Source organism: Microbulbifer variabilis (genome assembly GCF_052467165.1).
Genome location: NZ_CP174301.1, coordinates 2,999,447 through 3,021,608, shown reverse-complemented (window position 1 = coordinate 3,021,608; position 22,162 = coordinate 2,999,447). Strand labels below are relative to the sequence as shown.

Below are 22,162 nucleotides of genomic sequence, written 5' to 3'. Positions count from 1 at the left end.
AGGGATCTAACGTGAAATTATCCTTTAAGCCGACGCCTGCTTTTGTAAGAAATATGACCGATGGGCATTCGGTTCTCGGACTGGCGGTATCGACACTTTTATACATTGTCTGTGTCAGTGGAACACTCGCAGTTTTTTACAATGAATTTGAACGCTGGGAGCAGGCCTCCGAACTGGAAAATCTCAGTGTGGCTGCGTCTGTGTATCAGACTGCTGCTGAGCAGGCGATTGCGCTGGCAAAAGAGCAAAATGAAGAGTTTGACTCAGTAAAATTCACTATTCCAAATACAGATATGCCCCGGCTGGTTGTCGAGGTTGGTGATATTGAGCGCTATGTTGCCGAGGACGGCGCTCTTCTGGGGGAGGTAAAACATGAGTGGACACACTTTCTAGCCTATTTGCATTTCGCCCTGAACCTGCCTTTGGGTTTGGGGGTGCCGCTAGTGGGGCTGATAGGTGTTTTAATGGCGGCCCTGATAGTCTCTGGATTGCTCGCGCACCCCAAAATTATCAAAGATGCATTCTCTTTCCGGCTATCCGGGTCTAAGCGCTTGCAGCAGGTGGATCTGCATAACCGCCTTGGTGTCTGGGCTTCTCCTTTCCATCTGGCCATCGCGATTACCGGTGCCTTTATCGGTCTTTCCCAGGTTGCAGCCTTTGCAATTGCGGGCCTTTTCTACGATGGGGATACAGAGAAAGTTGAGCACATCCTGTATCGTGAGCATCCGGTTATGCAAGAAAATGCTCCCGAAACCTCACTGCCAGACTTTGCCGCTGTACTCGCAGAAATGGAGCGTATTGCCCCCGAAGAGGAGCGAACCAGGTTGGAGGTGGCTTTCCCTGGTCGCGAGGGGCAGGTGGTAGAAATATGGACTCGTGTTCCCGAGCGACTGGTTTGGGGAGAGCGCTATCACTTTAATCCAGACGGAAGCCTGATTGAGAAGGAGGGGTGGTCTGAAGGGGACAGCGCTAAGCAGGTCTATCTTTCCACCTTCCGTTTGCACTTTGGCCATTTCTCCGGATTCCCTGTGAAAATTGCCTACTTCCTGTTGGGTATTGGCATGTGTGTGCTTGTGGTTTCGGGTATCAATATTTGGTTGGTGCGCAAGCGCCAGAGAGGTGCTCCGGCTGTGCGGCTTGAGCGTGTATGGATGGCCCAGGTTTGGGGGATACCCTTTGCTATAGCTTTGAGCGCGGTGACTTATTTGGCCTTTACTGCGTCGGCAGTAAAAGTGTTCTGGTTAACCACGTTAAGTTTAAGCGTGGTCGCCGCTTTTGCGGGCACTGCAGCAGGCTGGTCTATATTATTGAGAGTGGCGACCATCATCGCATGTCTAATGGCGGTCATTGTGCATGCTTCTATTTTCGGTGCAGACTCTTTTGTGCGTGCCTCATTGGTGGCCAATGCAGTATGGTTGCTAACTGCTGCCGGTATCGCTGCTTCTTGTCTGTATACCTGGGTGCGTCGCCGCGATAGCAATTTTGCTACTGCGGTGAACGGCGCTGTGGGCAGTAACTAACGAGGAGAATTGCCCGGTATTCGTCACGATGCCGGGCGCAGCATTTCTATATGGGGTATGCCGTCTTCGTCGTAGGGGTCGGATACCCTCTCGAAACCATATTCCCCATAGAACCGGGCCAGGTGTTCCTGTGCAGAAATACGAATTCCTCTATTGGGGTATTCATTCTGCGTCTGTTTTACAGCGCGATAAATAAGTTCTTTGCCTAGTCCTGTTCCGCGGCTGGACTCCGCGGTAAGTACTCGTCCAATGGAGGGTTCACTATATTTTTCACCGGGAAATACAACGCGTAGGTAAGCCTTTATTTGTGGGTTTTCATTGTTCCCGTCCCAGCAGATCAGGTGCCAGGCATGCTGGTCTTTGCCATCGGCATCTTGATAGGGGCAGTCCTGCTCTACGGTGAAAACCTCCTGGCGCACTCGCAGAATTTCATAGAGCTGGTTGATGGAAAGTTCATTAAAGCTGCACCATTGCCATTGCATCTTGGTTATTCCCTCATAAATAGAGCTTTTATTTTTCGCGCTCATAGTCTGGGTTGTTAACGATAACCTTTGGCAAAAAAAATATTGCCAATTTTTAAGTTTTGCCGAGTCGGTTAGTTCCCGGTTGTATTGCCTGGACTGGCAGGGGTTGGGTTTTGTTTGCTTTTGGCAAAAGCACCATGCTCCAGATAGTGGAGGACCTGGGAGATTACCTTTTTATCTTTCATCATAAATACATGGGTAACAGGCATTTCCAAGTGATCATTCATGCCCTCTAGCTTGGTGCTGGAGACAGAAACTTTGCCATCGTCGGTTTCGGGTATCATTTGCGATAGTAGGAGGTTAATGCTGCGTGTCCCGGCGATAATACCAACATCAAAATCTGCCTTTCCCAGTTTGTTGGGAACACTCATTGCGCCGGTGCCCAGCTGTAATCCGGCATCGCCAAAAGCAAACTGAAAGCCCGGAAAATTACCGAGCTTATCTACCACTTCGCTGCCTTTGTTGGGAGGCCCCAGCATAACCACGCGGTTCAAATTTTCAATTTTCACTTTGCTCAAATACTGGCGAACCAGAATGCCGCCCATAGAGTGGGTGACGAAGTTAATTTCATTTTCACCGGTGCAAGCATCCAATGCTGGTGCGATTGCTTTGCCGGCCAGCTTCTCTATGGGAAACTTTGTGGAAGGATAGTCCACATTGACCGTTTTATATCCTGCATTGCTGATTGCACGCTCCATCTTGGCCATAGAGCTATCAGATTTGGCGAGGCCGTGAAGTAAAATAACGCAGGCGGAGTGGGCATTTACCGACAGGGCGCCGAAGGCGAGTGCCAGCGCAACAACAACTTTTCTCATTTACTTCCTTACCAGTATTACGTTTTGCAGGAGTATGCTGCTCGTCCTGAAAAAAGCCAAGTATGCCGCAGGAGTTGAGCTTTCCCGCTGGCCGGATGTGTGGCAGGGCTAGGAAGTATGCCGGTTAAGTATTTCAGCCATACGTTCTGGCCTGTCTGGGGTGATAACCAGTGTTTTGGTAGGGAAGTTTAGTACTACGGCCTGGTCGTGATCGGTCGCAAAAGCGCGGTAGCGCCCCAGCTTCTTGTTCTGGAAGAGGCCTGTGTAGCCAAATAGTCCAGAGTTTCCAAATATACGGATCGATCCTTGCATAGCTGAAGGGTCGGCTGAGGCTTTTCTGAGGTCCTGCAAGGGGATTCGTGTCCTCCAGCCCAGGCGGAGAACAAACAGGTTGTTATTCTGAATGACATAGCCTCTGACCATGAACAGGGCGCCTAACAGCAGTATGGCTGGCGGTAGTGCAAGAGCGATACTAAAGAGTAGGGACGGCGTGGGTGGGGCCTTAGTCATCAGGAATAGTGGAATGGCCAGTAAGAGAGCGGCACTTATAGTACTGATTATTTTTAACTGACGGCTCCACGGGGCTTGAAAAACGGCAGATGGCATAAATTACTCAATTAAGGACAAATAGCCTGAATTCTCCAATCATAGTGCTGGTGGAATCAAGTTGGCAAAGACCTTGTCCTAAGTCAGCGGTGATATTGAGGCGGGCCTGGAGAATTTTATGACCCATAAGCCATATTTTTGGGTGTGGTATTGAGATTTTGTGTTTTTATGGCGGTTTACCTATGGCAAGTGAACTAACAAAGAAAGAATCTTTATCTGCCCTTGTAGTGGAGGGTGGCGCTATGCGCGGCATATTCGCCGCGGGTGTGTTGGATGCTTTTATCGAAGCGAATTACTGTCCCTTCGACTTCGCAATTGGAGTCTCTGCAGGCTCGACAAACCTGATTGGATACCTGGCGGGGGATTACGGGCGAAGTCGCCGGATATTGCTTGATCATGCGCGCCGTACGGACTTTATAGATTGGCGGCGTTATCTAAAAGGGGGGCATTTTTGCGATATTAGTTGGCTTTGGCATGCCTCTTACAAGGACGTGCCATTAAATATTCAAAGCTATATCGATAATGCAGTGCCTCTCTACGCGGTAACTACCAGCATCAATAGCGGTGAAGCTCATTATGTTCGAGTGACGGAAGAGAACATGCATGAAGTGTTCCCTGCGTCCTGCGCTATTCCGATGGCGTATCGTGAATTTCCCATTGTTGACGGCGAGCCAATGACAGACGGAGGGCTTGCCGACTCCATTCCGGTTATTCGTGCTTATGAGCAGGGCGCAAGGGATATTACTGTTGTGCTGTCACGCCCGTTAGGGTACCGCAAACCGGTTGGGGCGGCGCCAAAGTTTATTAAGCAGTTCTTCCACGATCACGCGCGGCTATTTGAAGCTGTCCTGGAGAGGGGAGAGCGCTACAACCGCGCTTTGGACTTTATTCAATCTCCCCCAAAAGATTGCCGCGTTTCGGTCATTGCGCCGCCGGAAGACTTCCCGGTAAAGCGCTTTACACAGGAGGCTGAGTTGCTTGAGCAAGGCTATCAAGATGGGAGGTCGCTAGGGTGGCATTTTTTGCGGGGTGAAGCGAGCGCCGCCTTTTCTGCGTCGGTAGCAGACTGAGGTCGATTTGTTTTCGCAGTTTTTTAAGGTTCAGTGATGAAGCCTTGTCGTTGCTTTTTTAATTGGGGAAGAAATGGAAATTAGGCCGGTGAGGATAGAGGATGCTGAGGGACTCTCCGATTTTTATTCTAGTAACGCGGATCATTTGCGCCAGTGGGAGCCAGCCAGGGGGAGTGGTTACCATAGTCTTGGAGCGTGGCAGCAGAGATTACAGGGTTGGCATATAGAGCAACAGGAGGGGAGAGGAGCATATTTCCTGATCACTTTTCCGGAATCCTCCGGGGTTGTGGCTACTTGTTCTCTTACCAACATTGTTCGCGGGCCTTTTCAGGCATGTAATATGGGGTACGCGGTGGACAAAAGTTTTGAAGGGAAGGGGGTAATGTACTTATTGTGCGAATATGTAATTGCTTTCGCCTTCAAGGAATTGGGGCTAAATCGGGTGATGGCAAATTACATGCCTGAAAATTATCGATCGGCAGCTCTTTTACGTCGGCTTGGTTTTGTGGTTGAAGGCAATGCTAAGCGTTATTTGTTGATTAATGGGCGCTGGGAGGACCATGTACTGACGGCGCTAGTTAAAGAATAAGAAGCCCTTTTAGTTTCCATAAGGTCGGATGGAGTACCAATTGGCATTTACTTCCTCGTGCCGTTATAGGAGTCTAAGGTAGGGATGGGATATTGTTGCTACCCTATTTCGATTTCAGATAAGACTCTGAATTTCAGCTTATGGTAAGGAGGAAGGAATGAATGGAAAGTGCCTCTGTGGCGCAGTCGAGTTTCAGCTGGATGAGCCACTACCAAGCCTTTATCAGTGTCATTGTTCGCTCTGCCGCAAACTGAGTGGCTCCGCATCAGATACTGCAATGTTTGTGGCGCGTGATCAGTTTCGCTGGGTGCGAGGGTTGGACAAGGTTTCTTCTTACCGCACTCCAACAGGATATCGCTCAGACTTTTGTAGCGGCTGCGGTAGTACAGTCCCCCACCTGATGAGCAACACCACGCACTTCTGGGTTCCCGCAGGATTGATAGAGGGGAGCTTGGAGAGTCAGGTAGTTGCCCATTTGCACGTGGATTCCAAGGCAGCCTGGGATCTTATCGCCGGAAATGGCGAGCACTTTGCGGAGATGCCAGATCTGGAAGAGTTAACCCGCCTGTTACATGCCGATTTCGAAAAGGCAGAAACTGAATTGGCCGAAAGTTAATATTTGAAATACTGGATAAGCTAATTATTGTTCGGTGTTTTCACAAAACACAAACAAAAAAGCCCCGCTCTTTCGAGCAGGGCTTTTTTGTATATGGCGGACCGGACGGGACTCGAACCCGCGACCTCCGGCGTGACAGGCCGGCATTCTAACCAACTGAACTACCGGTCCGCATTCCTGTTTCTCTTTATTGCTCCTGCCTGGCAAGAGTAAGAGAAGTGGTGGGTGGTACAGGGGTCGAACCTGTGACCTACGGCTTGTAAGGCCGTCGCTCTCCCAACTGAGCTAACCACCCCGTGTCAGGAGCTGCGTATCTTAATGATATTTTTTTCACGGTCAACAGGTTTTTACGAAAAAGGTTTAAAAATAATTAATGGAATAAAAAAGCACCAATTTCTGCTTAAAGAATATTTGCTGTGAAATTATTTGGTTATTTTTTGGCAGAAAGTAAATGTTTGCTGTCTTTTTGTTGGGGGGGTGCCCTGGTACTAATGGGTGGAATTAAATTGGTGTTGGCGGGGAGAATAATTTTTTTGTAGCGGCCGGTTTATCTGTGCGCGGCAAGTTTTTTAAGTGCGGAAAATGATCGTAAAAATTTGCCGGTCCTTTTTTTGGTTGGGTTGTGCTTTGTTGAGGGGAAGCTTCCATTAACTTGGAGTTAGGTTTGCTCGATCTGCCGGGGTCTGTTTTTAGTGGGTGTGGTTCTAATAATGGAAGATGAAAATTAAAGGAAGGAAAAAATAATCACAAACAAAAAAGCCCCGCTCTTTCGAGCAGGGCTTTTTTGTATATGGCGGACCGGACGGGACTCGAACCCGCGACCTCCGGCGTGACAGGCCGGCATTCTAACCAACTGAACTACCGGTCCGCATTCCTGTTTCTCTTTATTGCTCCTGCCTGGCAAGAGTCAGAGAAGTGGTGGGTGGTACAGGGGTCGAACCTGTGACCTACGGCTTGTAAGGCCGTCGCTCTCCCAACTGAGCTAACCACCCCGTGTCAGGAGCTGCGTATCTTAATGATATTCTCCGCGGCGTCAACGCCTTTCTTGAATTTTTTTTTGACTTTCAATGAGTTAAGGCAGTTAAGTGTGAAGTCGCGGGCGTGTCCGATGGCAGGTGTCGCTGTTATAATCAGCCAAATTTCCCATGGATAAAGCGTGAGAGAAGCTGTGAGACAAAAGAATTGGCTGGGCCAAATCCTTTTAGCGATGGCCGCTCTGAGTCTGTCCGTTATGGTGCAGGCGGTGGTAGAGACCGAAAAGTTATCCTCCCCGGAACTGGAAGCACGCTATCGGGTGCTGATTGAAGAGATGCGCTGTCCAAAGTGCCAGAACCAAAACCTGGCAGATTCTGATGCATCGATATCAACAGACTTGCGCCGTGAGATTCGCCGGCTGTTGGAAGAGGGTTTCACAGATAGGGAAATTATTGACTACATGGTGGCGCGATATGGGGATTTCGTTCTATACCGACCACCGGTACAGAAAAACACTCTGGCCCTGTGGTTGGCTCCGGGTGTATTCGCCTTGATAGGCCTGTTAGCGCTGATCATTATTGTGACACGCTCCCGAAGTGGAACCGGTGCGAGCCAGGATGATAACAGCGGGGCCTTGAGCGAAGACGAGCGGCGCAAATTGAAGAAACTGCTGGGTGAAGATCCCAGTGATTTGACTGATGGTGGGAAGAAGAGCAAATGACTGATATCTGGTTTGGTTTGGCGATCCTTTTGCTGGCGTTGGCCTTTGTCTTCTTATTGCCAGGGTTGCGCGCTGCAGGGACAAAACGCTCGGGCAGCAACAAGCAAGAGGCTTTAGCGGAGCTTTACCGCGAGCGCTCCCGTGAGTTACGTGCGGCTGTGCAGAGCGGGGCTATGGATGAAAAGCAGTTTGCCCAACTTGAGGCGGAAATGGCCCGTGAGCTTCTCAGTGCTCAGGAAGAGGTTCAGGCCTCCGCACCTACTAGGCGTGGTGCGGGCGCTTTGCTCGGCCTGGCGGTGGTAGTGCCGGTGGTGACAGTTGGAGCTTATATGATATCCGATCGGCCCGGTGAGGTGGCGCTCTATCGGGAGATTCTGGCTAGCCAGCAGGGGCAGACAGACGCAGAAGCTGAGAAGAGAATCACCAGTCAGCTCAAGGCGCGTATTGAAAGCCACCCTGAAGACTTGAGCACTCGTTATGTGTTGGCGCAAAGGTTGCTGGTAAGTGGAGATATTGTCGGTGCCGTTGAGGCCTATCGATATGTGGTGGAGCGGGAGCCTGAGGCGGCCTCTGTAAAAGCGGAGTTAGCCCAGGCGCTATTTTTCGCTGGCGGTTCAAAAATAACCGAGGAAATCCGCCTGTTGGTCGGGCAGGTCCTTGAATCCCAGCCCGGCAATGGCACGGCGTTGGGGTTGGCCGGGATAGCCGCGTACGAGGATAAGGAATACCGTAAAGCACAGGAGTACTGGCAGGCAGCCCTGCAACAGTTGGCACCAGGGTCGGCCGCTGCTGAAGCCCTTGCTGCGGGTGTTGCCCGGGCGGAAAAGGCGTTGGTGGATGCTGGTGAGCCGGTGGTTGTTGCCCGGGACCCTGGTGAAAAGGCAGGCCCCGAGATTCGCGTCCAGGTTAGTTTGGACAGCAGTGTCGAGGCCGAGGCTTCAACGCCTGTGTTTATCTATGCCCGCAGTGCTGAAAGCCCAATGCCGCTGGCGATAGTGCGGCTGACCGCGGGCCAGCTGCCTGCGGAGGTGGTTCTGGATGAATCTCGTGCGATGATGCCGGGCCGCTCTATTTCTACGGTCGAGTCGGTTCAGTTGGTTGCACGCCTGGCACTGCACGGCGACGCGCGTCCGGCAGCTGGGGATTGGCAGGGCACTATTAAAACCCTGCCAAAGGCCAGTTGGGATAAAGCGCAGTCCATTACCATCGACCAAAAATTGTAAGAGGTGGCGATGCGGGGCCTAATGGCCCCATCTTCTCCGTCGCTTAGAGCCGGTGCGGGGACTGTAATTTCTCGCCTTGTATTAAAGTGTATTGCGGCCAGAGAACTTGTTCGCGTCTAAATGGTCACAGGCGCACGAGGCAACGTCGTGAGTGGTTTGAGGTTGTTAATGCAAACTTACCGGGCTATTGAGTTGGCCTTGGGTACCAGTTGCAGCTTTAGAGCGATCTTGACTTGACCACAGGCCATTCCGGCCGATAATCCGCTTGAAAAGTAACTGTGAAGAATTGCGCTGAAAGCCCAGGCAGCGCCATGTACAATTGAGTGTTTGGTGATCGGGCCGGCAAAGATAAAAAATACCGAGTTTAAGAATACATGCGTCTGAAGTGCATCAAACTTGCGGGCTTCAAGTCCTTTGTTGACCCCACCACTGTCTACTTTCCTACAAACCTTAACTCGGTGGTAGGTCCCAATGGGTGTGGCAAATCAAATACCATTGATGCCGTGCGCTGGGTAATGGGGGAGTCGTCAGCGAAGAACCTGCGCGGTGATTCCATGACGGACGTCATCTTCAACGGTTCCAGTGGGCGTAAACCCGTGGGCCAGGCTTCTATCGAACTGGTTTTTGATAACTCTGCCGGCAAGCTCTCCGGTGCCTATGCCTCTTTTACAGAGATTTCCGTAAAACGAAAAGTGACGCGTGAAGGGCAGAATAACTATTACCTCAACGGTGAGAAATGTCGCCGCCGGGATGTGACAGACCTGTTCCTGGGAACCGGTCTTGGCCCACGCAGTTATGCGATTATCGAACAGGGCATGATCTCCAAGCTGATCGAGGCCAAGCCGGAAGAGCTGCGCGTTTATATTGAAGAAGCCGCCGGCATTTCCAAGTACAAGGAGCGGCGCCGAGATACTGAAAATCGTATGCGCCGCACCAATGAGAATCTGGAGCGTCTTACCGATATTCGAGACGAACTGGATCGACAACTGTCCCGGCTGGAACGGCAGTCCGCAGCAGCGGAAAAATATAGTCGCTTTAAAGAGGAAGAGCGCAGCTACAAAGCGAATTTACAAGCCCTTAAATACCGCGAACTCAACGATCAAAATACCGCTAAGCAGCAACAAATCGGTGAGCTGGAGCTGACGGTTGAGGAGTTGGTTACCCGACAGGTGAGCTGTGACACCGGCATTGAACAAAAGCGTGTTGGCTACCATGAGTTGTCCGACAGCTTCAATGAGGTGCAGGGCCGCTTTTATGCGGTTGGAGGTGATATCGCGCGCCTCGAGCAGAGTATTGCCCATGCCCGTGAACGTTCCACTCGCCTGCACTCCGACTTGGCGCAGACTGAACAGGAGTTCCGCGAAGCGGAGACCAACCTGGAAGTGGATCGAGAAAAGGCTGCCCAGTTCGAGGAGGAGCTCGAAGTAATTGTGCCGGATCTTGAAATGGTTCTCGCCGCCGAAGAGGAGTCCGCTAGTGGCTTACTTGAGGCCGAGGAGCAAATGCGCAACTGGCAAAATGAGTGGGACCAATTTAATCAGGGGGCTTCAGGTTCCCGCCAAAAGGCCGAGGTGCAACAGTCGCGCATCCAACACCTGGAGACTTCCGGGCAGCGATTGCTTGAGCGCATTAACAAGCTGATCGCAGAGCAATCCGGTCTTCAGGTCTCTGAGGATGACGAAGAGACCCTGCAGCTGAATGAAGAGCTCGCCGAGATGGAAATGCAGGCTCAGGAGCGCCGTGAAGAGACGGCTGAGCGACGCGAATCCCTGGACGGATTGCGTTCCCGCGAACAGGAGATGGCAGCTGACCTTGACCAATTGCGCTTACAACTACAGACCAGCCGCGGTCGCCAAGCCTCCTTGGAAGCGCTGCAGCAGGCGGCACTGGGGCAGGGTAAAGCTGTTGAGAGCTGGCTGCAGCAACAATCCCTTTGTGAAAGGCCGCGTCTTGCCGACCAGATCCAGGCTCAAGCCGGTTGGGAAACCGCAGTAGAAACGATAATGGGTTCACAGCTGCAGGCGGTCTGCGTGGATCAGCTAGAGGGCCTTGTTGAGGGGCTGGGTCAACTGCAGAGCGGCCAGGCAATCTTTATTGATGAGGCCAGTGTAGCGGCCCCCCCCGATTCTTCATTACCCACGCTGGCCAATGTAGTACAGGGGCCGGCCTCTCTCACCGGGCTGCTTTCAGGCATTTACACTGCTGAAAACCTTACTGACGCACTGGCGAAGCGTTCTGAGCTGCGGGCTCATGAATCGATCGTAACCCGGGATGGTCTCTGGTTGGGGCCAAACTGGTTGCGTGTAAGCCGGGCCAGCGATGCGGAGGCCGGGGTGTTAGCCCGCAAGCAGGAACTGGAGGCATTGGCACAGGAGATTGCCCTGTGTGAAGAGCAGATAGAAAGTCTCAGTGAGCAGCGTGAATCCATGCGAGGTGATGCCGTAGACTTGGAGCGCGCAATTGAGCAGTCCCGACTGGATTCCGAACAACTCGGTCGCCGTGAGGCGGAGCTTCGCAGCCAGTTGTCTGCCCGTCGTGCTCGTGCAGAGCAGATGAGCGAGCGTCGCACTCGCATTGAGCAGGAAATTGCTGAAGTGCGTGAGCAGCAGGAGCTTGAAGGTGAGTCCCTGTCTGAAGCGCGGTTGTTGCTGCAGGAAGCCGTGGAGGCTATGAGCGATGATACCGATCGTCGTGAAACGCTAATGGCGCGTCGCGAGGAATTGCGCGAAGCTTTGGATGCTGCGCGCCAGCGTGCCCGAGAGGACAAGGATCGCGCTCACGAACTGGCTATGCGCGAACAATCTGTGCGTACACAGATGGTCTCTTTGGAGCGCACCCTGCAGGTGATGAATGAACAGCTCGAGCGCCTGCGATTACGTCGCAACCAGTTGCAGGAGCAAATGGCTGAAACCGAAGACCCTTCCCAGGATTTCCAGGCTGAGCTGGAGGAGAAGCTGGGCGAGCGTATTGAGGTGGAAACCGAGCTGGCAGAAGCGCGTAAAAAGCTTGAGGAAGTGGAAAGCGGCCTGCGTGAGCAGGAGCAGGAGCGCCACAAGATTGAAGCGGCCTTACAAGGGATACGTGCACAGCTTGAGCAAGAGCGTCTCGCCGCGCAAACCCTGGAGGTGCAGCGCAATGGTCTGGTTGAGCAGCTGCAAGAGAGTGATCACGATGTAGAGCAGCTTTTAGAGCAGTTGCCCGGTGATCTCACCATCGCCCAGGTGCAGGAAGATTTGGAACTCGTGGCCGCGCGTATTTCGCGCCTGGGGCCGATTAACCTCGCGGCCATTGATGAATATAAGCAGGAGTCTGAGCGCAAGCATTACCTGGATCGCCAGTATGGCGACCTGATGGATGCGCTGGGGACTCTGGAAAATGCAATTAAGAAAATCGACAAGGAGACGAGAACCCGCTTCAAGGAGACCTTTGACCAGGTCAATGCGGGGCTGCAGGAACTCTTTCCGAAAGTATTCGGGGGCGGTAATGCCTATCTGGAGCTTACAGGTGAGGATCTGCTCGATACTGGAATCGCAATTATGGCGCGCCCACCGGGCAAGCGTAACAGTACCATTCACCTGCTATCCGGCGGGGAGAAGGCACTTACTGCGATCGCTCTGGTGTTCTCTATTTTCCGTCTGAATCCAGCACCTTTCTGTATGTTGGACGAGGTGGATGCTCCTCTCGATGACGCTAACGTAGGTCGCTACGCTCGAATGGTTAAAGAAATGTCAGAACATGTTCAGTTCATCTATATTACCCACAACAAGATCGCAATGGAGATGGCAGATCAGCTGCTGGGGGTAACCATGCATGAGCCGGGTGTATCTCGCCTGGTATCGGTGAATGTGGAAGAAGCCGCTGAGCTGGCTTCCGCATAAGAGCGTAAAAGGAGAGACGCTTAAAATGGATAACTGGCTGGTTACAATCCTGGTAGTAGTGCTGCTTATCGCGGTATTGGATGGTGTGCGCCGCGCAATCATGCGGCAGCGGGCGGCTGTAAAAGTCTCCCGAAATTTATCCAAGGCGATGCAATCTGAGGTGGACAGTGAAGCTGACCCCGTCTCAAAATCGGCCCCCAAACCTACCGCTGATGATACACCGAGCAAACCCCGTGATGAACGTGCTGAGGAGAGGCAGGCGAACAGTGAACTGCCTGGCCAGGTGCGCGTAGTTCAGCGCCGCGCAATGGAAGATGCCCTGCACGTCAACCGCCAGGTGCAAGAGAGTTTTATTTCCTCGCGTAAGCCCCTCGCAGGGAGTACACCCCAGCGCAAACTGGAAGAGCAGGGTGTGCTTGATCTGGAAGAGCAGGTACCTACCTTAATGGAGTCCATTAGTGAAGAGCAGCGTTTTGAGCCGGAACTGAATGAATCCGAGAGCCTGCATGCGATCAGTGAGGACAGGGCAGAAACCACAACTTCTCCCGAAAATGAGCCACCTGCACACCGGGATCCAGGCCCGCAAATGCCTTTGGCTGATGAGTACCCCCAGGAAAAAGTACCGGTGCGCGACGAAGTTCTTGTCATTAATGTGATGGCTCCGGAAGGGGATTACTTTGAGGGCAATGATCTCCTGCGGGTGATGGTGGCTTCGGGTATGCGTTTTGGCGAAATGAATATTTTCCATTACCACGAGGGTGGTGGAGCCGATGGAGCGGTTATTTTCAGCCTGGCAAATATCGTTGTGCCGGGCGTTTTTGATCTCGCCCAGATGGAGGAGTTTGCCACTCCCGGGGTTAGCCTGTTCCTGGCGTTGCCGGTAGAGGGGGAGGCGATCAAGGCATTTGATCAGCTGTTGTCCACCGCTTACACCATCGCCAAGTTGCTCGGTGGGGAGCTGAAAGATGAAAATCGCAGTGTTTTCACAGCCCAGACCGCTGAGCACTATCGCCAGCGTGTCATGGAATACCAGCGCCGCCGCGCATTGGCTATGGCACAGAACTGATAGCGAAAACTTTTATTTGTCAGTAACAGCGGCCCCAGGCCGCGGTGAAATCCCCTGGGGTTTTGGCCGCGGCCTGGGGCCGCTGCTGTATACCAAATTCAAATTTCTTTTTTTAACCTGTTTTTCAATTGAATTGTTGATGACCATACAAACTATTCCCAAGCAGACCCGCGATCGGGTGCAGGAGTTGCACGAACTGCTCCAGCGAGCGAATTACCAGTATTACGTATTGGATGATCCGGAGCTGCCGGATGCGGAATATGATCGACGTTTGCGGGAATTGCAGGATATTGAACAGCAGTTTCCTGAACTGCAGACTGCAGATTCGCCTACCCAGCGGGTTGGTGCTGAGCCCCTGTCCTCCTTTGCCGAGGTACGCCATGAAGTGCCGATGCTTTCGCTCGACAATGCATTTAATGATGAAGAGTTGGTGGAATTTGATCGCCGGGTATGCGAGCGATTGAATAGCCGGGGGCCAATTGAATATGCCTGTGAGCCAAAGCTCGATGGTATTGCTATCAGCCTTTTGTACCGAGATGGTGTTCTCCAGCGCGCGGCTACCCGTGGTGATGGCACCACCGGCGAGGATATTACACAAAATGTGCGAACGGTGGGTTCGGTGCCATTGCGCTTGCGTCAGGCAAAAGGGGTTGCCAGGTTTCCCGCTGTTCTGGAAGTGCGCGGTGAGATTTATATGCCCAAGGCGGGATTTGCCGAGCTGAATCGCAAGGCTGCCGCAGCGGGTGAAAAGTTGTTCGTCAATCCGCGCAATGCCGCAGCCGGTAGTTTGCGTCAACTTGACTCCCGTATCACCGCCCTGCGCCCATTAGAACTTTGCGCCTATGGTACCGGGCTGGTAGAGGGGGCGCGCCTGCCGGAGGAGCATATAGCAACTCTGGAATTGTTGGGGCAATGGGGGTTTCGCATTAATAGCGAGATGCGTGTGGCAGAAGATATCCAGGCTTGTATCGATTATCACAAAGAGCTGGGGGAGAAGCGCGAGAGCCTGCCTTACGATATCGACGGTATTGTATTTAAGGTTAATAGCATACCCCTTCAACGGCGATTGGGCTTCGTGGCTCGGGCACCTCGCTGGGCTATGGCTTATAAATTTCCTGCCCAGGAAGAAATGACCGAGCTTCTCGATGTGGAATTCCAGGTGGGGCGCACAGGTGCGGTAACACCGGTAGCTCGGTTAAAACCGATATTTGTCGGTGGGGTTACCGTCTCCAACGCAACTCTGCATAACCGCGATGAAATTCAGCGCCTCGGAGTTATGATTGGCGATACTGTCGTTATTCGCCGTGCTGGTGATGTAATTCCGCAGGTAGTTTCGGTGGTGGAGACGAAGCGGCCGAAGGATGCCAAGGCAATTGAATTTCCCACGCACTGTCCGGTATGTGATTCGCCTGTTGAGTCGACACCCGGTGAAGCCGTAGCCCGCTGTAGCGGTGGTTTGATTTGCAGCGCCCAGCGCAAGCAGGCCATCAGACATTTCGCCTCGCGCAAGGCCATGGATATTGACGGTCTCGGAGACAAATTGGTGGAGCAACTGGTGGATGAGGGGCTGCTGCATTCTGTTTCCGGGCTCTATCACCTTGAACTCGAACAGTTGGCGGGTCTCGAGCGTATGGGGCAAAAGTCCGCGCAAAATCTGTTGGATGCGCTGGAGCGCAGTAAAGATACCACTCTGCCGAAGTTCCTCTATGCATTGGGGGTACGCGAAGTCGGTGAGGCGACTGCGCGAAATCTGGCGCGGTATTTTGGCACTCTGGAAGCATTGATGGCTGCTGATGAAGAGGCTTTACAGGAAGTAGATGATGTCGGCCCGACAGTAGCTCACTTCGTTGCTGAGTTTTTCCAGCAGACCCATGCTCAAGAGGAAATCGAAGCTCTACGCCAGGCTGGAGTACATTGGCCAGCGGAGGAAACGGGTGGTGAGGAGCAACCTCTATCAGGGCAGACCTGGGTGCTCACCGGAAAACTCGAAACCCTTTCCCGAAGTGAAGCCAAAGACTACTTGCAGCGTCTTGGAGCCAAGGTGGCTGGTAGTGTGTCAGCAAAAACTCATCATGTTGTGGCGGGCCCGGGAGCGGGCTCAAAGCTGAACAAAGCGCGGGAGCTTAACATTCCGGTAATGGATGAGGAGGGTTTAATGGAAATGCTGCGCCAGAGGGGCTTTGAAATATAACTTCCGCCTCGTGGGTGCTGTGAAACAGTACCCGCGTTTTCCGTTAATTCCCGCTCAACATAAATGATCGCCCGCGGAGTTATGGCTTTCTTGCCGCTTCGCCGTTAAAGTGCATCTCCAAGATCTTTTTTGCCCTGGGTACCTGATGTCCGGTGGCGCTGTGGTAAGGAATGGAATTAATGCTTCAGGGCGATCAGGAATCCATAGTTTACGGTTGTATCAAAGACAGCAATAGTCTTAGCGGCGGCAGTGAACGTCGCCGGGTTAACCGCAATGCGGTCCTGGCCTTACCTAGTGCCGATGAGTGGCCTTTTCTCTGTCGCGATATGTTTTCCATCCCTACCATCAAGGTAAAGCAGTCCCAGTACCAAACTGACGTAATTCATTTCGGTGCCTCATACCGGGCCGTGGAGTATGAGTGGGATATGTGGATTCAGAAGTTTGAAGAGCTGCTGAAAAGCATGTACTGGGTGTCGGCAACTGTACATTTGGAAACTGAGTTGTCGGGAGTCCACTCTTTTAGCTGGGAGGCAGCCGGCCTCTATCATGAGCCGGGTAGTGGCGATATGCAGGTGCGCTGCGAGTGGACCCAGGAAGGGCGTGTCAGTGTCTAAGAATTTACAGCCGAGGCTCTCTGGCTAATCCTTTTAATAATCCCGTCAGCTAATATTTTCTCTATCGCCAGCTATCCAGCTGGCACAGTCGCTGTTGCACTACTAGAGTCACAGATTTTGATGTACTGGTTCGATTCGGCAACTATATTCCCAGTGAATGCCTTTCAGTGAAACGATGGTCTGGTAAAGTGCCTCTGTCATTTGGCAATAACAAAGCCAATGATTGGCAATAAAGCCGGATTATAAGAATTGGCGCCTGGGGCGCCTTATCAGGAAGGAATGATCATGATCAAAGCAAGCTCTCTACTCTTTGCCAGCGCCCTGATGCTGTCGCCGTTGTTACACGCGGCGGAGCATGAATCCAAAACCGATATGGCCAGCAAGGCGCCGGAGAATGCCAAACTCTATATTATTTCCCCCAAGGATGGCGAGAAGGTTCCTCGGACATTTACTGTGAAGTTTGGTTTGTCCGGTATGGGGGTGGCTCCGGCTGGAGTGGATAGTGAAAATACCGGGCACCACCATCTGCTGATCGACGTGGATGAAATGCCGGATATGAGTAAGCCGCTACCTGCGAGTGAGAACATTATCCACTTCGGCGGTGGCCAGACAGAGACCCAGGTCACTTTGCCGCCAGGTAAACATACTTTGCAGCTGGTACTGGGTAATTACATGCATGTACCCCATGAAAAGCCGGTGATGTCCAAGAAGATCACTATCGAAGTAGAGTGATCCACGGCATAAAACGATGGTCACCGGTGTGCCTTGGTACACCTTGAGGAAGAGCAATGAGCGACAAATTCCGCACTGAAAAGGACAGCCTCGGTGAAATCCAGGTGCCGCAGGCAGCGCTCTACGGGGCCCAAACGCAGCGTGCGGTGGAAAATTTCCCAGTCAGTGGCAAGGGTCTACCGACAGAGTTTATTCAGGCTGTAGTGCTGATTAAGAAGTCGGCGGCCGAGGCAAATCGAGACTTGGGGCTGCTGGATAAAGCGCGAGCAGCGGCGATAATCGCTGCCTGCGACAGTCTTGGCGATCCGGAGTTTGCCGCTCACTTCCCAGTGGATATTTACCAGACTGGCTCGGGCACCAGCTCGAATATGAACGTTAACGAGGTGTTGGCACACCTGGCCGGTAAGGGTAATGGGCTCGCTATCAGTCCTAATGATCACGTCAATATGAGCCAGAGCAGTAATGACGTAATCCCCACGGCAATACATGTCTCTGCGCTGCTTGCGGTGCGCGATAAATTGTTGCCCGCCTTGCGCCACTTACATACCCGCTTGTGTGATAAGGCGGAGGAAGTGCAAAGTGTGGTCAAAACCGGCCGCACTCACCTGATGGATGCGGTGCCTATGACCATGGCACAGGAAGTGGGAGCCTGGGCAGCGCAGGTAGAGGACTGCCGTGAGCGGATCCGTGGGACCATACCGCGCCTGGCGCAGCTGGCCCAGGGGGGGACTGCAATCGGCACAGGGCTAAATGCCCACCCGGATTTTTCCGAGCTGTTTGCACAAAAGCTCAGCGCTCACACCTCACAACAGTTTCGCCCCGCAGACAACCTGTTTGCCGCTATCTCAAGTCAGGATACGTCAGTAGAGCTGTCTGGTCAGCTCAAGGTACTGGCGGTGGCGATGATGAAGATCGCCAACGATCTACGCTGGATGAATAGTGGTCCCCTGGCCGGAGTAACTGAGATAGCACTTAAGGCCCTGCAACCGGGTAGCAGTATTATGCCGGGAAAGGTTAATCCGGTAATTGCCGAGTCGGCGGCCATGGTAGCTGCGCGGGTGATGGGTAATGACACCACGATTACCGTGGCCGGGCAGAGCGGTAACTTCCAGTTAAATGTTATGTTGCCACTAGTGGCCAGTACCTTGCTCGAAAGTATCCATCTGCTTGCCAATGCATCACTTCTGCTAGCGGACCGTGCTATCGCTGGCTTTACGATAAACCGGGCGCACATAGAGGAGATGTTGGGACGCAACCCTATATTGGTGACGGCGCTAAATCCTGTAATTGGTTATCTTAAGGCAGCGGAGATTGCCAAGGCCGCCTACAGCAGCGGCAGGCCAGTATTGGATGTAGCTTTGGAAATGACTGATCTTGACCGCAAGACCCTTGAAGATCTTTTGGATCCTGCGCACCTGGCGAAGGGCGGTTTGGTCGGTGAGTAACTGGGTTTCAGGCAAATATGGCGATGCCCAGCATGATTAGGGTGATAATCGCTGTCATGCACATCATCCAGCGAAATAGGCGCAACAGGGTGGCCTGATCCTCGGGTTCCAGCATTCTTCTGGGCATCCTCGCCTCCTGCGGCGTTGACAGATACCTGCCAATCCCTCACGATTCGACGCCGCGTCGGTACCTGAGACCGACAATACAATGGTAGCGCCACAGAAAGTGGTAATCTCACCGGTTTTACAATCAATTTATTCAGATCACCATGGCCAATAAAAGTCGCCGCTCCTTTATTACCAGCGTACTTGCCTGTGTCGCATTTGTCGTGGCAGCGATTTATAGCTGGGACCTGCCTGTCAGAGACGTTGTGTACTACTTCCTACTTCTTCTGGTAGTGCTGTTTGTCATTATTGTAGTTGCGATGGGGTTTGGGGCTTTGTTGAACTGGCTGCGCAGGCGAAAGTAGATAGATGGCGTCAGAAGAGGATATCCGCATACCGATTGCCTACCTGGAGCGTTTGCTGGAGGAGGCGATTCGCCATGGTTGCGATCGCAAAGAGTTACTCAACTCAGTCGGCATTGATGAAGCCGAGCTTGAGGGCGTTGCCGCTTTCTCCGCGATCAGGTACGGCCGGCTGTACCAGAGGGTAATGTGGCTGGCCCAAAATGAGTGGTTTGGCATGCTCAGTGGTGGGCGTGTGCGCTCAGGCTCTTTCCGCTTACTGTGTCTGGCAGTGGTAAATTGCGCGACTTTGCGTCAAGCGATCACACTGTGTGCCGAGTTTATGGAGATCTGTAGGGGCTTTAAGGTGAAGCCCGTGCTTGAGGGAGACCCCTCCGGGCGTGTGAGGGTAGAGATTCATGGCATTTCTTCTTTGGAGGAAGGCGAGTTTGATCAGCTGTTAGCCTCCACCAGTCCCAGTGTGGTGCGCACAACTTTGGCGGTTTGGCACCGCTTCTATTGCTGGCTTGCCGGGCGCGAGGTGCCCTTAGCGCGTCTGCACTTTTCATTCCCGTGCCCGGAAGAATTCCGCAGCCTGGCCCAGAGCGAGGCTGATGAGTTACTGTTCGAGCAGCCATTTAATGCCCTCGAATACGATACGCGCTATCTCGAGTATCCTGTTGTGCAGAGCCCGCAGATGGTCGAGGATTTTATCCGTACCGCGCCCTACCACCTGGTGATCAGCGACGGCAGCGCGAACAGTATCAAAACAAAAGTGAAAACCATCCTGAATCGGGATGTGAGTGAATCCATGCCTGCAGCGGAGGCGGTGGCAGATCGCCTCAATATGTCTGTGACAACCCTGCGCCGTCGATTGCAGCAGGAAGGGACTTCCTATCAGAAACTGAAGGATGAGTGTCGCATGGAGGCTGCTTTTCACTATTTAAGCTGCCCAGACCTGTCTAATGGACAGATTGCCGAGATGCTTGGCTTCGACGAATCCAGTGCATTTTTTCGCGCGTTTAAGAAGTGGACAGGTATCACGCCAGGTGAGTATCGGCGGGGCGGTCGCGCCGCTGCCGGCCTGGATATTTGACCGGGTTGGTCACATTTTTTCGAATTCCCGCCTCGATTTGTCACCGCTTTGGACGGATTTAGCCATAGAGAGGGCTGCCGGCTTACTACTATGATGAACAAATCCTAGTAATTAGTCACAACTATGACCGGCCAGTTTTGCGCTTGGTCCTAAACATAAACAAATTGAGGGTATCAGGATGACCGATATCAAAGTGCCACTGCGTGATATGCGTTTCGTCATGCGCGAGATGCTGGACTCAGACAAGCATTACGAGTCACTTGGATTTGAGGAGGCGACTCCTGATGTCGTAGATGCCATCCTGGAAGAGGGTGCGAAGTTCTGTGAAAACGTACTGGCACCGCTGAATCAGGTTGGCGACCAGCAGGGTTGTACCTGGAAAGACGGTGAGGTCACCACCCCGGAAGGTTTTAAAGAAGCCTATCAACAGTTCGTAGAAGCTGGCTGGCCGGCATTGCCCCACGATCCCGAGTATGGCGGTCAGGGCCTGCCGCCCTCTCTGGGCACCATCATGAGCGAAATGGTGGGTATCGCTAACTGGTCTTGGGGCATGTACCCGGGCCTGTCCCACGGCGCCATGAATACCCTGGAAGAGCATGGTACCGATCAGCAGAAGGCCGTTTACCTGACCAAGCTGGTTGAGGGTAGCTGGACTGGCACCATGTGCCTGACCGAGCCTCACTGCGGTACTGATCTGGGTATCTTGCGTACCAAAGCTGAGCCCACCGGAGACGGCTCCTACGCAATTACCGGTACCAAAATCTTTATTTCTGCCGGTGAGCACGACATGACTGAAAACATCGTGCATATCGTACTGGCGCGCCTTCCGGATGCGCCGGCTGGCACCAAGGGTATCTCCCTGTTTATCGTGCCCAAGTTTGTACCTAATGCTGATGGTTCTGTCGGTGAGCGCAACGGCGTTGTGTGTGGTTCCCTGGAACACAAAATGGGTATTCACGGTAATGCCACTGCAGTTTTGAACTTTGACGGTGCAAAAGGCTTTTTGATTGGCGAGCCCAACAAAGGCCTGAACTATATGTTCACCTTTATGAATACCGCGCGCCTGGGTACGGCTCTGCAGGGTCTTGCTCACTCAGAAATCGGCTTCCAGAAGTCCCTGGCTTACGCCAAGGACCGTCTGCAAATGCGCTCCCTGTCCGGCGCCAAGAACCCTGAAGGCCCGGCTGATCCGATCATCGTACACCCCGATGTTCGCCGTATGCTGTTGACCCAAAAGGCTATCGCTGAAGGCAGCCGCATGCTGGTTGCCAACTGTGCGCTGCTGGTAGACATTACCCACAAGGGTGACGAGGCTGCTAAGAAAGAAGCTGAAGACCAGCTGGCTTTCCTGACGCCGATTGCCAAAGCATTTATCACTGAAGCCGGCCTTGAGTCTGCCAACCTGGGCCTGCAGTGCTTTGGTGGCCACGGTTACATTGCCGAGTGGGGTATGGAGCAAAATGTACGTGATGCACGTATCTCTACTATCTATGAGGGCACTACCGGTGTTCAGGCTCTCGACCTGCTGGGCCGCAAGGTGCTGATGACTCAGGGCGAACTGCTGCGCGGTTTCACCAAGAAGGTACACAAGTTCTGCCAGGCGGAAATTGATAATGAAGCGCTTGCACCTTTCGTGACCAAGCTGCAGGAGCTGAACAAGCAGTGGGGCGATTTGACCCTGCATGTTGGTGGTAAAGCAATGGAAAACCCGGATGAAGTTGGTGCGGCTTCTGTCGACTACCTGATGTTCTCCGGTTATACCGTACTCGGTTACTTGTGGGCCCGTGCCGCCAAACTGGCCAATGAGAAACTTGCAGAAGGTACCGCTGAAGCAGATTTCTACCAGGCCAAGCTGAAGACTGCGCGTTTCTACTTCGAGCGTATTCTGCCACGTACCGCCAGCCACGCAGCGACCATGCTTAGTGGTGCGACCAACCTAATGGATCTGGACGCTGAGCATTTTGCGTTCTAATTCCACTCCCAGTAAAAAAACCGCCGGTTCTTACCGGCGGTTTTTTTTACCGGCGCCGTAGTG

At 52.8% G+C, this 22,162-nt stretch carries 18 protein-coding genes and 4 tRNA genes; 15 read left to right on the top strand and 7 right to left on the bottom strand.

Annotated features, from left to right (window positions below):
• Positions 1–11 precede the first annotated feature (11 nt).
• Complete coding sequence (locus tag ACJJIP_RS13315) at positions 12–1,520, top strand: PepSY-associated TM helix domain-containing protein (protein ID WP_157533674.1); 1,509 nt, start codon at positions 12–14, stop codon at positions 1,518–1,520.
• A gap of 23 nt (positions 1,521–1,543) precedes the next feature.
• On the opposite strand, the gene ACJJIP_RS13310 is transcribed toward ACJJIP_RS13315, so the two are convergent.
• The 3 genes from ACJJIP_RS13310 to ACJJIP_RS13300 form a co-directional block, all read right to left on the bottom strand.
• Complete coding sequence (locus ACJJIP_RS13310) at positions 1,544–2,002, bottom strand: GNAT family N-acetyltransferase (RefSeq protein WP_040629208.1); 459 nt, start codon at positions 2,000–2,002, stop codon at positions 1,544–1,546.
• 113 nt (positions 2,003–2,115) lie between these two features.
• Entirely contained in the window at positions 2,116–2,859 is a 744-nt protein-coding gene (locus ACJJIP_RS13305; protein ID WP_282951078.1) for an esterase/lipase family protein, read from the bottom strand.
• A 108-nt stretch (positions 2,860–2,967) separates the two neighbouring features.
• The gene (locus ACJJIP_RS13300; protein WP_353375076.1) at positions 2,968–3,465 is read right to left on the bottom strand and encodes a PH domain-containing protein; all 498 of its coding nucleotides are present in this window, start codon (positions 3,463–3,465) and stop codon (positions 2,968–2,970) included.
• A 182-nt stretch (positions 3,466–3,647) separates the two neighbouring features.
• Here ACJJIP_RS13300 and ACJJIP_RS13295 point away from each other — a divergent pair, with 182 nt between their 5' ends.
• The 3 genes from ACJJIP_RS13295 (at position 3,648) to ACJJIP_RS13285 (ending at position 5,740) form a co-directional block, all read left to right on the top strand.
• Positions 3,648–4,535 (top strand): patatin-like phospholipase family protein, encoded by an 888-nt coding sequence (locus ACJJIP_RS13295; RefSeq protein WP_444901879.1) that lies wholly within the window; start codon positions 3,648–3,650, stop codon positions 4,533–4,535.
• A gap of 73 nt (positions 4,536–4,608) precedes the next feature.
• Entirely contained in the window at positions 4,609–5,124 is a 516-nt protein-coding gene (locus ACJJIP_RS13290; RefSeq protein WP_444901878.1) for a GNAT family N-acetyltransferase, read from the top strand.
• Positions 5,125–5,281: 157 nt separating this feature from the next.
• Positions 5,282–5,740, top strand: a complete 459-nt coding sequence (locus ACJJIP_RS13285) for a GFA family protein (RefSeq protein ID WP_353375077.1) — start codon at positions 5,282–5,284, stop codon at positions 5,738–5,740.
• A gap of 94 nt (positions 5,741–5,834) precedes the next feature.
• On the opposite strand, the gene ACJJIP_RS13280 is transcribed toward ACJJIP_RS13285, so the two are convergent.
• The 4 genes from ACJJIP_RS13280 to ACJJIP_RS13265 all read right to left on the bottom strand — a co-directional run bounded on the left by ACJJIP_RS13280 (position 5,835) and on the right by ACJJIP_RS13265 (position 6,732).
• Positions 5,835–5,911: transfer RNA gene (locus ACJJIP_RS13280), tRNA-Asp, on the bottom strand.
• Between the two features lie 48 nt (positions 5,912–5,959).
• Positions 5,960–6,035, bottom strand: a tRNA-Val gene (locus ACJJIP_RS13275).
• A 496-nt stretch (positions 6,036–6,531) separates the two neighbouring features.
• Positions 6,532–6,608 (bottom strand) — tRNA-Asp (locus ACJJIP_RS13270).
• A 48-nt stretch (positions 6,609–6,656) separates the two neighbouring features.
• Positions 6,657–6,732, bottom strand: a tRNA-Val gene (locus ACJJIP_RS13265).
• 176 nt (positions 6,733–6,908) lie between these two features.
• Here ACJJIP_RS13265 and ACJJIP_RS13260 point away from each other — a divergent pair.
• From ACJJIP_RS13260 to ACJJIP_RS13210, 11 genes are all read left to right on the top strand, one after another.
• Positions 6,909–7,436 carry a cytochrome c-type biogenesis protein gene (locus tag ACJJIP_RS13260; RefSeq protein ID WP_245556722.1) on the top strand — a complete coding sequence of 176 codons (528 nt, stop codon included), beginning with the start codon at positions 6,909–6,911 and terminating at the stop codon, positions 7,434–7,436.
• A complete protein-coding gene (gene ccmI, locus ACJJIP_RS13255; RefSeq protein WP_020414779.1) occupies positions 7,433–8,659 on the top strand; it encodes a c-type cytochrome biogenesis protein CcmI in 1,227 nt (408 codons plus the stop codon). Before ACJJIP_RS13260 ends, ccmI begins: the two co-directional genes overlap by 4 nt.
• Positions 8,660–9,033: 374 nt before the next feature.
• Positions 9,034–12,537: a chromosome segregation protein SMC gene (gene smc, locus ACJJIP_RS13250; protein WP_444945322.1), complete on the top strand. Its 3,504-nt coding sequence runs from the start codon at positions 9,034–9,036 to the stop codon at positions 12,535–12,537.
• Between the two features lie 25 nt (positions 12,538–12,562).
• A complete protein-coding gene (zipA, locus tag ACJJIP_RS13245; RefSeq protein ID WP_444945321.1) occupies positions 12,563–13,603 on the top strand; it encodes a cell division protein ZipA in 1,041 nt (346 codons plus the stop codon).
• Between the two features lie 139 nt (positions 13,604–13,742).
• Entirely contained in the window at positions 13,743–15,794 is a 2,052-nt protein-coding gene (gene ligA / locus ACJJIP_RS13240; RefSeq protein WP_444946926.1) for an NAD-dependent DNA ligase LigA, read from the top strand.
• Between the two features lie 179 nt (positions 15,795–15,973).
• Positions 15,974–16,408 (top strand): hypothetical protein, encoded by a 435-nt coding sequence (locus ACJJIP_RS13235; protein WP_020414783.1) that lies wholly within the window; start codon positions 15,974–15,976, stop codon positions 16,406–16,408.
• A 285-nt stretch (positions 16,409–16,693) separates the two neighbouring features.
• Entirely contained in the window at positions 16,694–17,140 is a 447-nt protein-coding gene (locus ACJJIP_RS13230) for a DUF4399 domain-containing protein (protein WP_020414784.1), read from the top strand.
• A 56-nt stretch (positions 17,141–17,196) separates the two neighbouring features.
• On the top strand, positions 17,197–18,585 hold the full coding sequence (locus tag ACJJIP_RS13225) for a class II fumarate hydratase (protein WP_444945320.1): 1,389 nt from the start codon (positions 17,197–17,199) through the stop codon (positions 18,583–18,585).
• A gap of 269 nt (positions 18,586–18,854) precedes the next feature.
• Positions 18,855–19,055 (top strand): hypothetical protein, encoded by a 201-nt coding sequence (locus ACJJIP_RS13220; RefSeq protein ID WP_020414787.1) that lies wholly within the window; start codon positions 18,855–18,857, stop codon positions 19,053–19,055.
• A 4-nt stretch (positions 19,056–19,059) separates the two neighbouring features.
• A complete protein-coding gene (locus ACJJIP_RS13215) occupies positions 19,060–20,127 on the top strand; it encodes an AraC family transcriptional regulator (RefSeq protein WP_020414788.1) in 1,068 nt (355 codons plus the stop codon).
• A 178-nt stretch (positions 20,128–20,305) separates the two neighbouring features.
• Positions 20,306–22,099 carry an acyl-CoA dehydrogenase C-terminal domain-containing protein gene (locus ACJJIP_RS13210; protein ID WP_444945319.1) on the top strand — a complete coding sequence of 598 codons (1,794 nt, stop codon included), beginning with the start codon at positions 20,306–20,308 and terminating at the stop codon, positions 22,097–22,099.
• The last annotated feature ends 63 nt before the right edge of the window (positions 22,100–22,162 follow it).

Excerpts from the sequence above, each read along its gene's own strand:
- zipA (WP_444945321.1), top strand. The coding sequence starts at position 12,563 with ATGGATAACTGGCTGGTTACAATCCTGGTAGTAGTGCTGCTTATCGCG.
- smc (WP_444945322.1), top strand. The coding sequence starts at position 9,034 with ATGCGTCTGAAGTGCATCAAACTTGCGGGCTTCAAGTCCTTTGTTGAC.
- ACJJIP_RS13210 (WP_444945319.1), top strand. The coding sequence starts at position 20,306 with ATGACCGATATCAAAGTGCCACTGCGTGATATGCGTTTCGTCATGCGC.
- ACJJIP_RS13220 (WP_020414787.1), top strand. The coding sequence starts at position 18,855 with ATGGCCAATAAAAGTCGCCGCTCCTTTATTACCAGCGTACTTGCCTGT.
- ACJJIP_RS13235 (WP_020414783.1), top strand. The coding sequence starts at position 15,974 with ATGCTTCAGGGCGATCAGGAATCCATAGTTTACGGTTGTATCAAAGAC.
- ACJJIP_RS13310 (WP_040629208.1), bottom strand. The coding sequence starts at position 2,002 with ATGCAATGGCAATGGTGCAGCTTTAATGAACTTTCCATCAACCAGCTC.
- ACJJIP_RS13230 (WP_020414784.1), top strand. The coding sequence starts at position 16,694 with ATGATCAAAGCAAGCTCTCTACTCTTTGCCAGCGCCCTGATGCTGTCG.
- ACJJIP_RS13295 (WP_444901879.1), top strand. The coding sequence starts at position 3,648 with ATGGCAAGTGAACTAACAAAGAAAGAATCTTTATCTGCCCTTGTAGTG.
- ccmI (WP_020414779.1), top strand. The coding sequence starts at position 7,433 with ATGACTGATATCTGGTTTGGTTTGGCGATCCTTTTGCTGGCGTTGGCC.
- ACJJIP_RS13300 (WP_353375076.1), bottom strand. The coding sequence starts at position 3,465 with ATGCCATCTGCCGTTTTTCAAGCCCCGTGGAGCCGTCAGTTAAAAATA.
- ACJJIP_RS13225 (WP_444945320.1), top strand. The coding sequence starts at position 17,197 with ATGAGCGACAAATTCCGCACTGAAAAGGACAGCCTCGGTGAAATCCAG.
- ligA (WP_444946926.1), top strand. The coding sequence starts at position 13,743 with ATGACCATACAAACTATTCCCAAGCAGACCCGCGATCGGGTGCAGGAG.
- ACJJIP_RS13290 (WP_444901878.1), top strand. The coding sequence starts at position 4,609 with ATGGAAATTAGGCCGGTGAGGATAGAGGATGCTGAGGGACTCTCCGAT.
- ACJJIP_RS13305 (WP_282951078.1), bottom strand. The coding sequence starts at position 2,859 with ATGAGAAAAGTTGTTGTTGCGCTGGCACTCGCCTTCGGCGCCCTGTCG.
- ACJJIP_RS13215 (WP_020414788.1), top strand. The coding sequence starts at position 19,060 with ATGGCGTCAGAAGAGGATATCCGCATACCGATTGCCTACCTGGAGCGT.
- ACJJIP_RS13285 (WP_353375077.1), top strand. The coding sequence starts at position 5,282 with ATGAATGGAAAGTGCCTCTGTGGCGCAGTCGAGTTTCAGCTGGATGAG.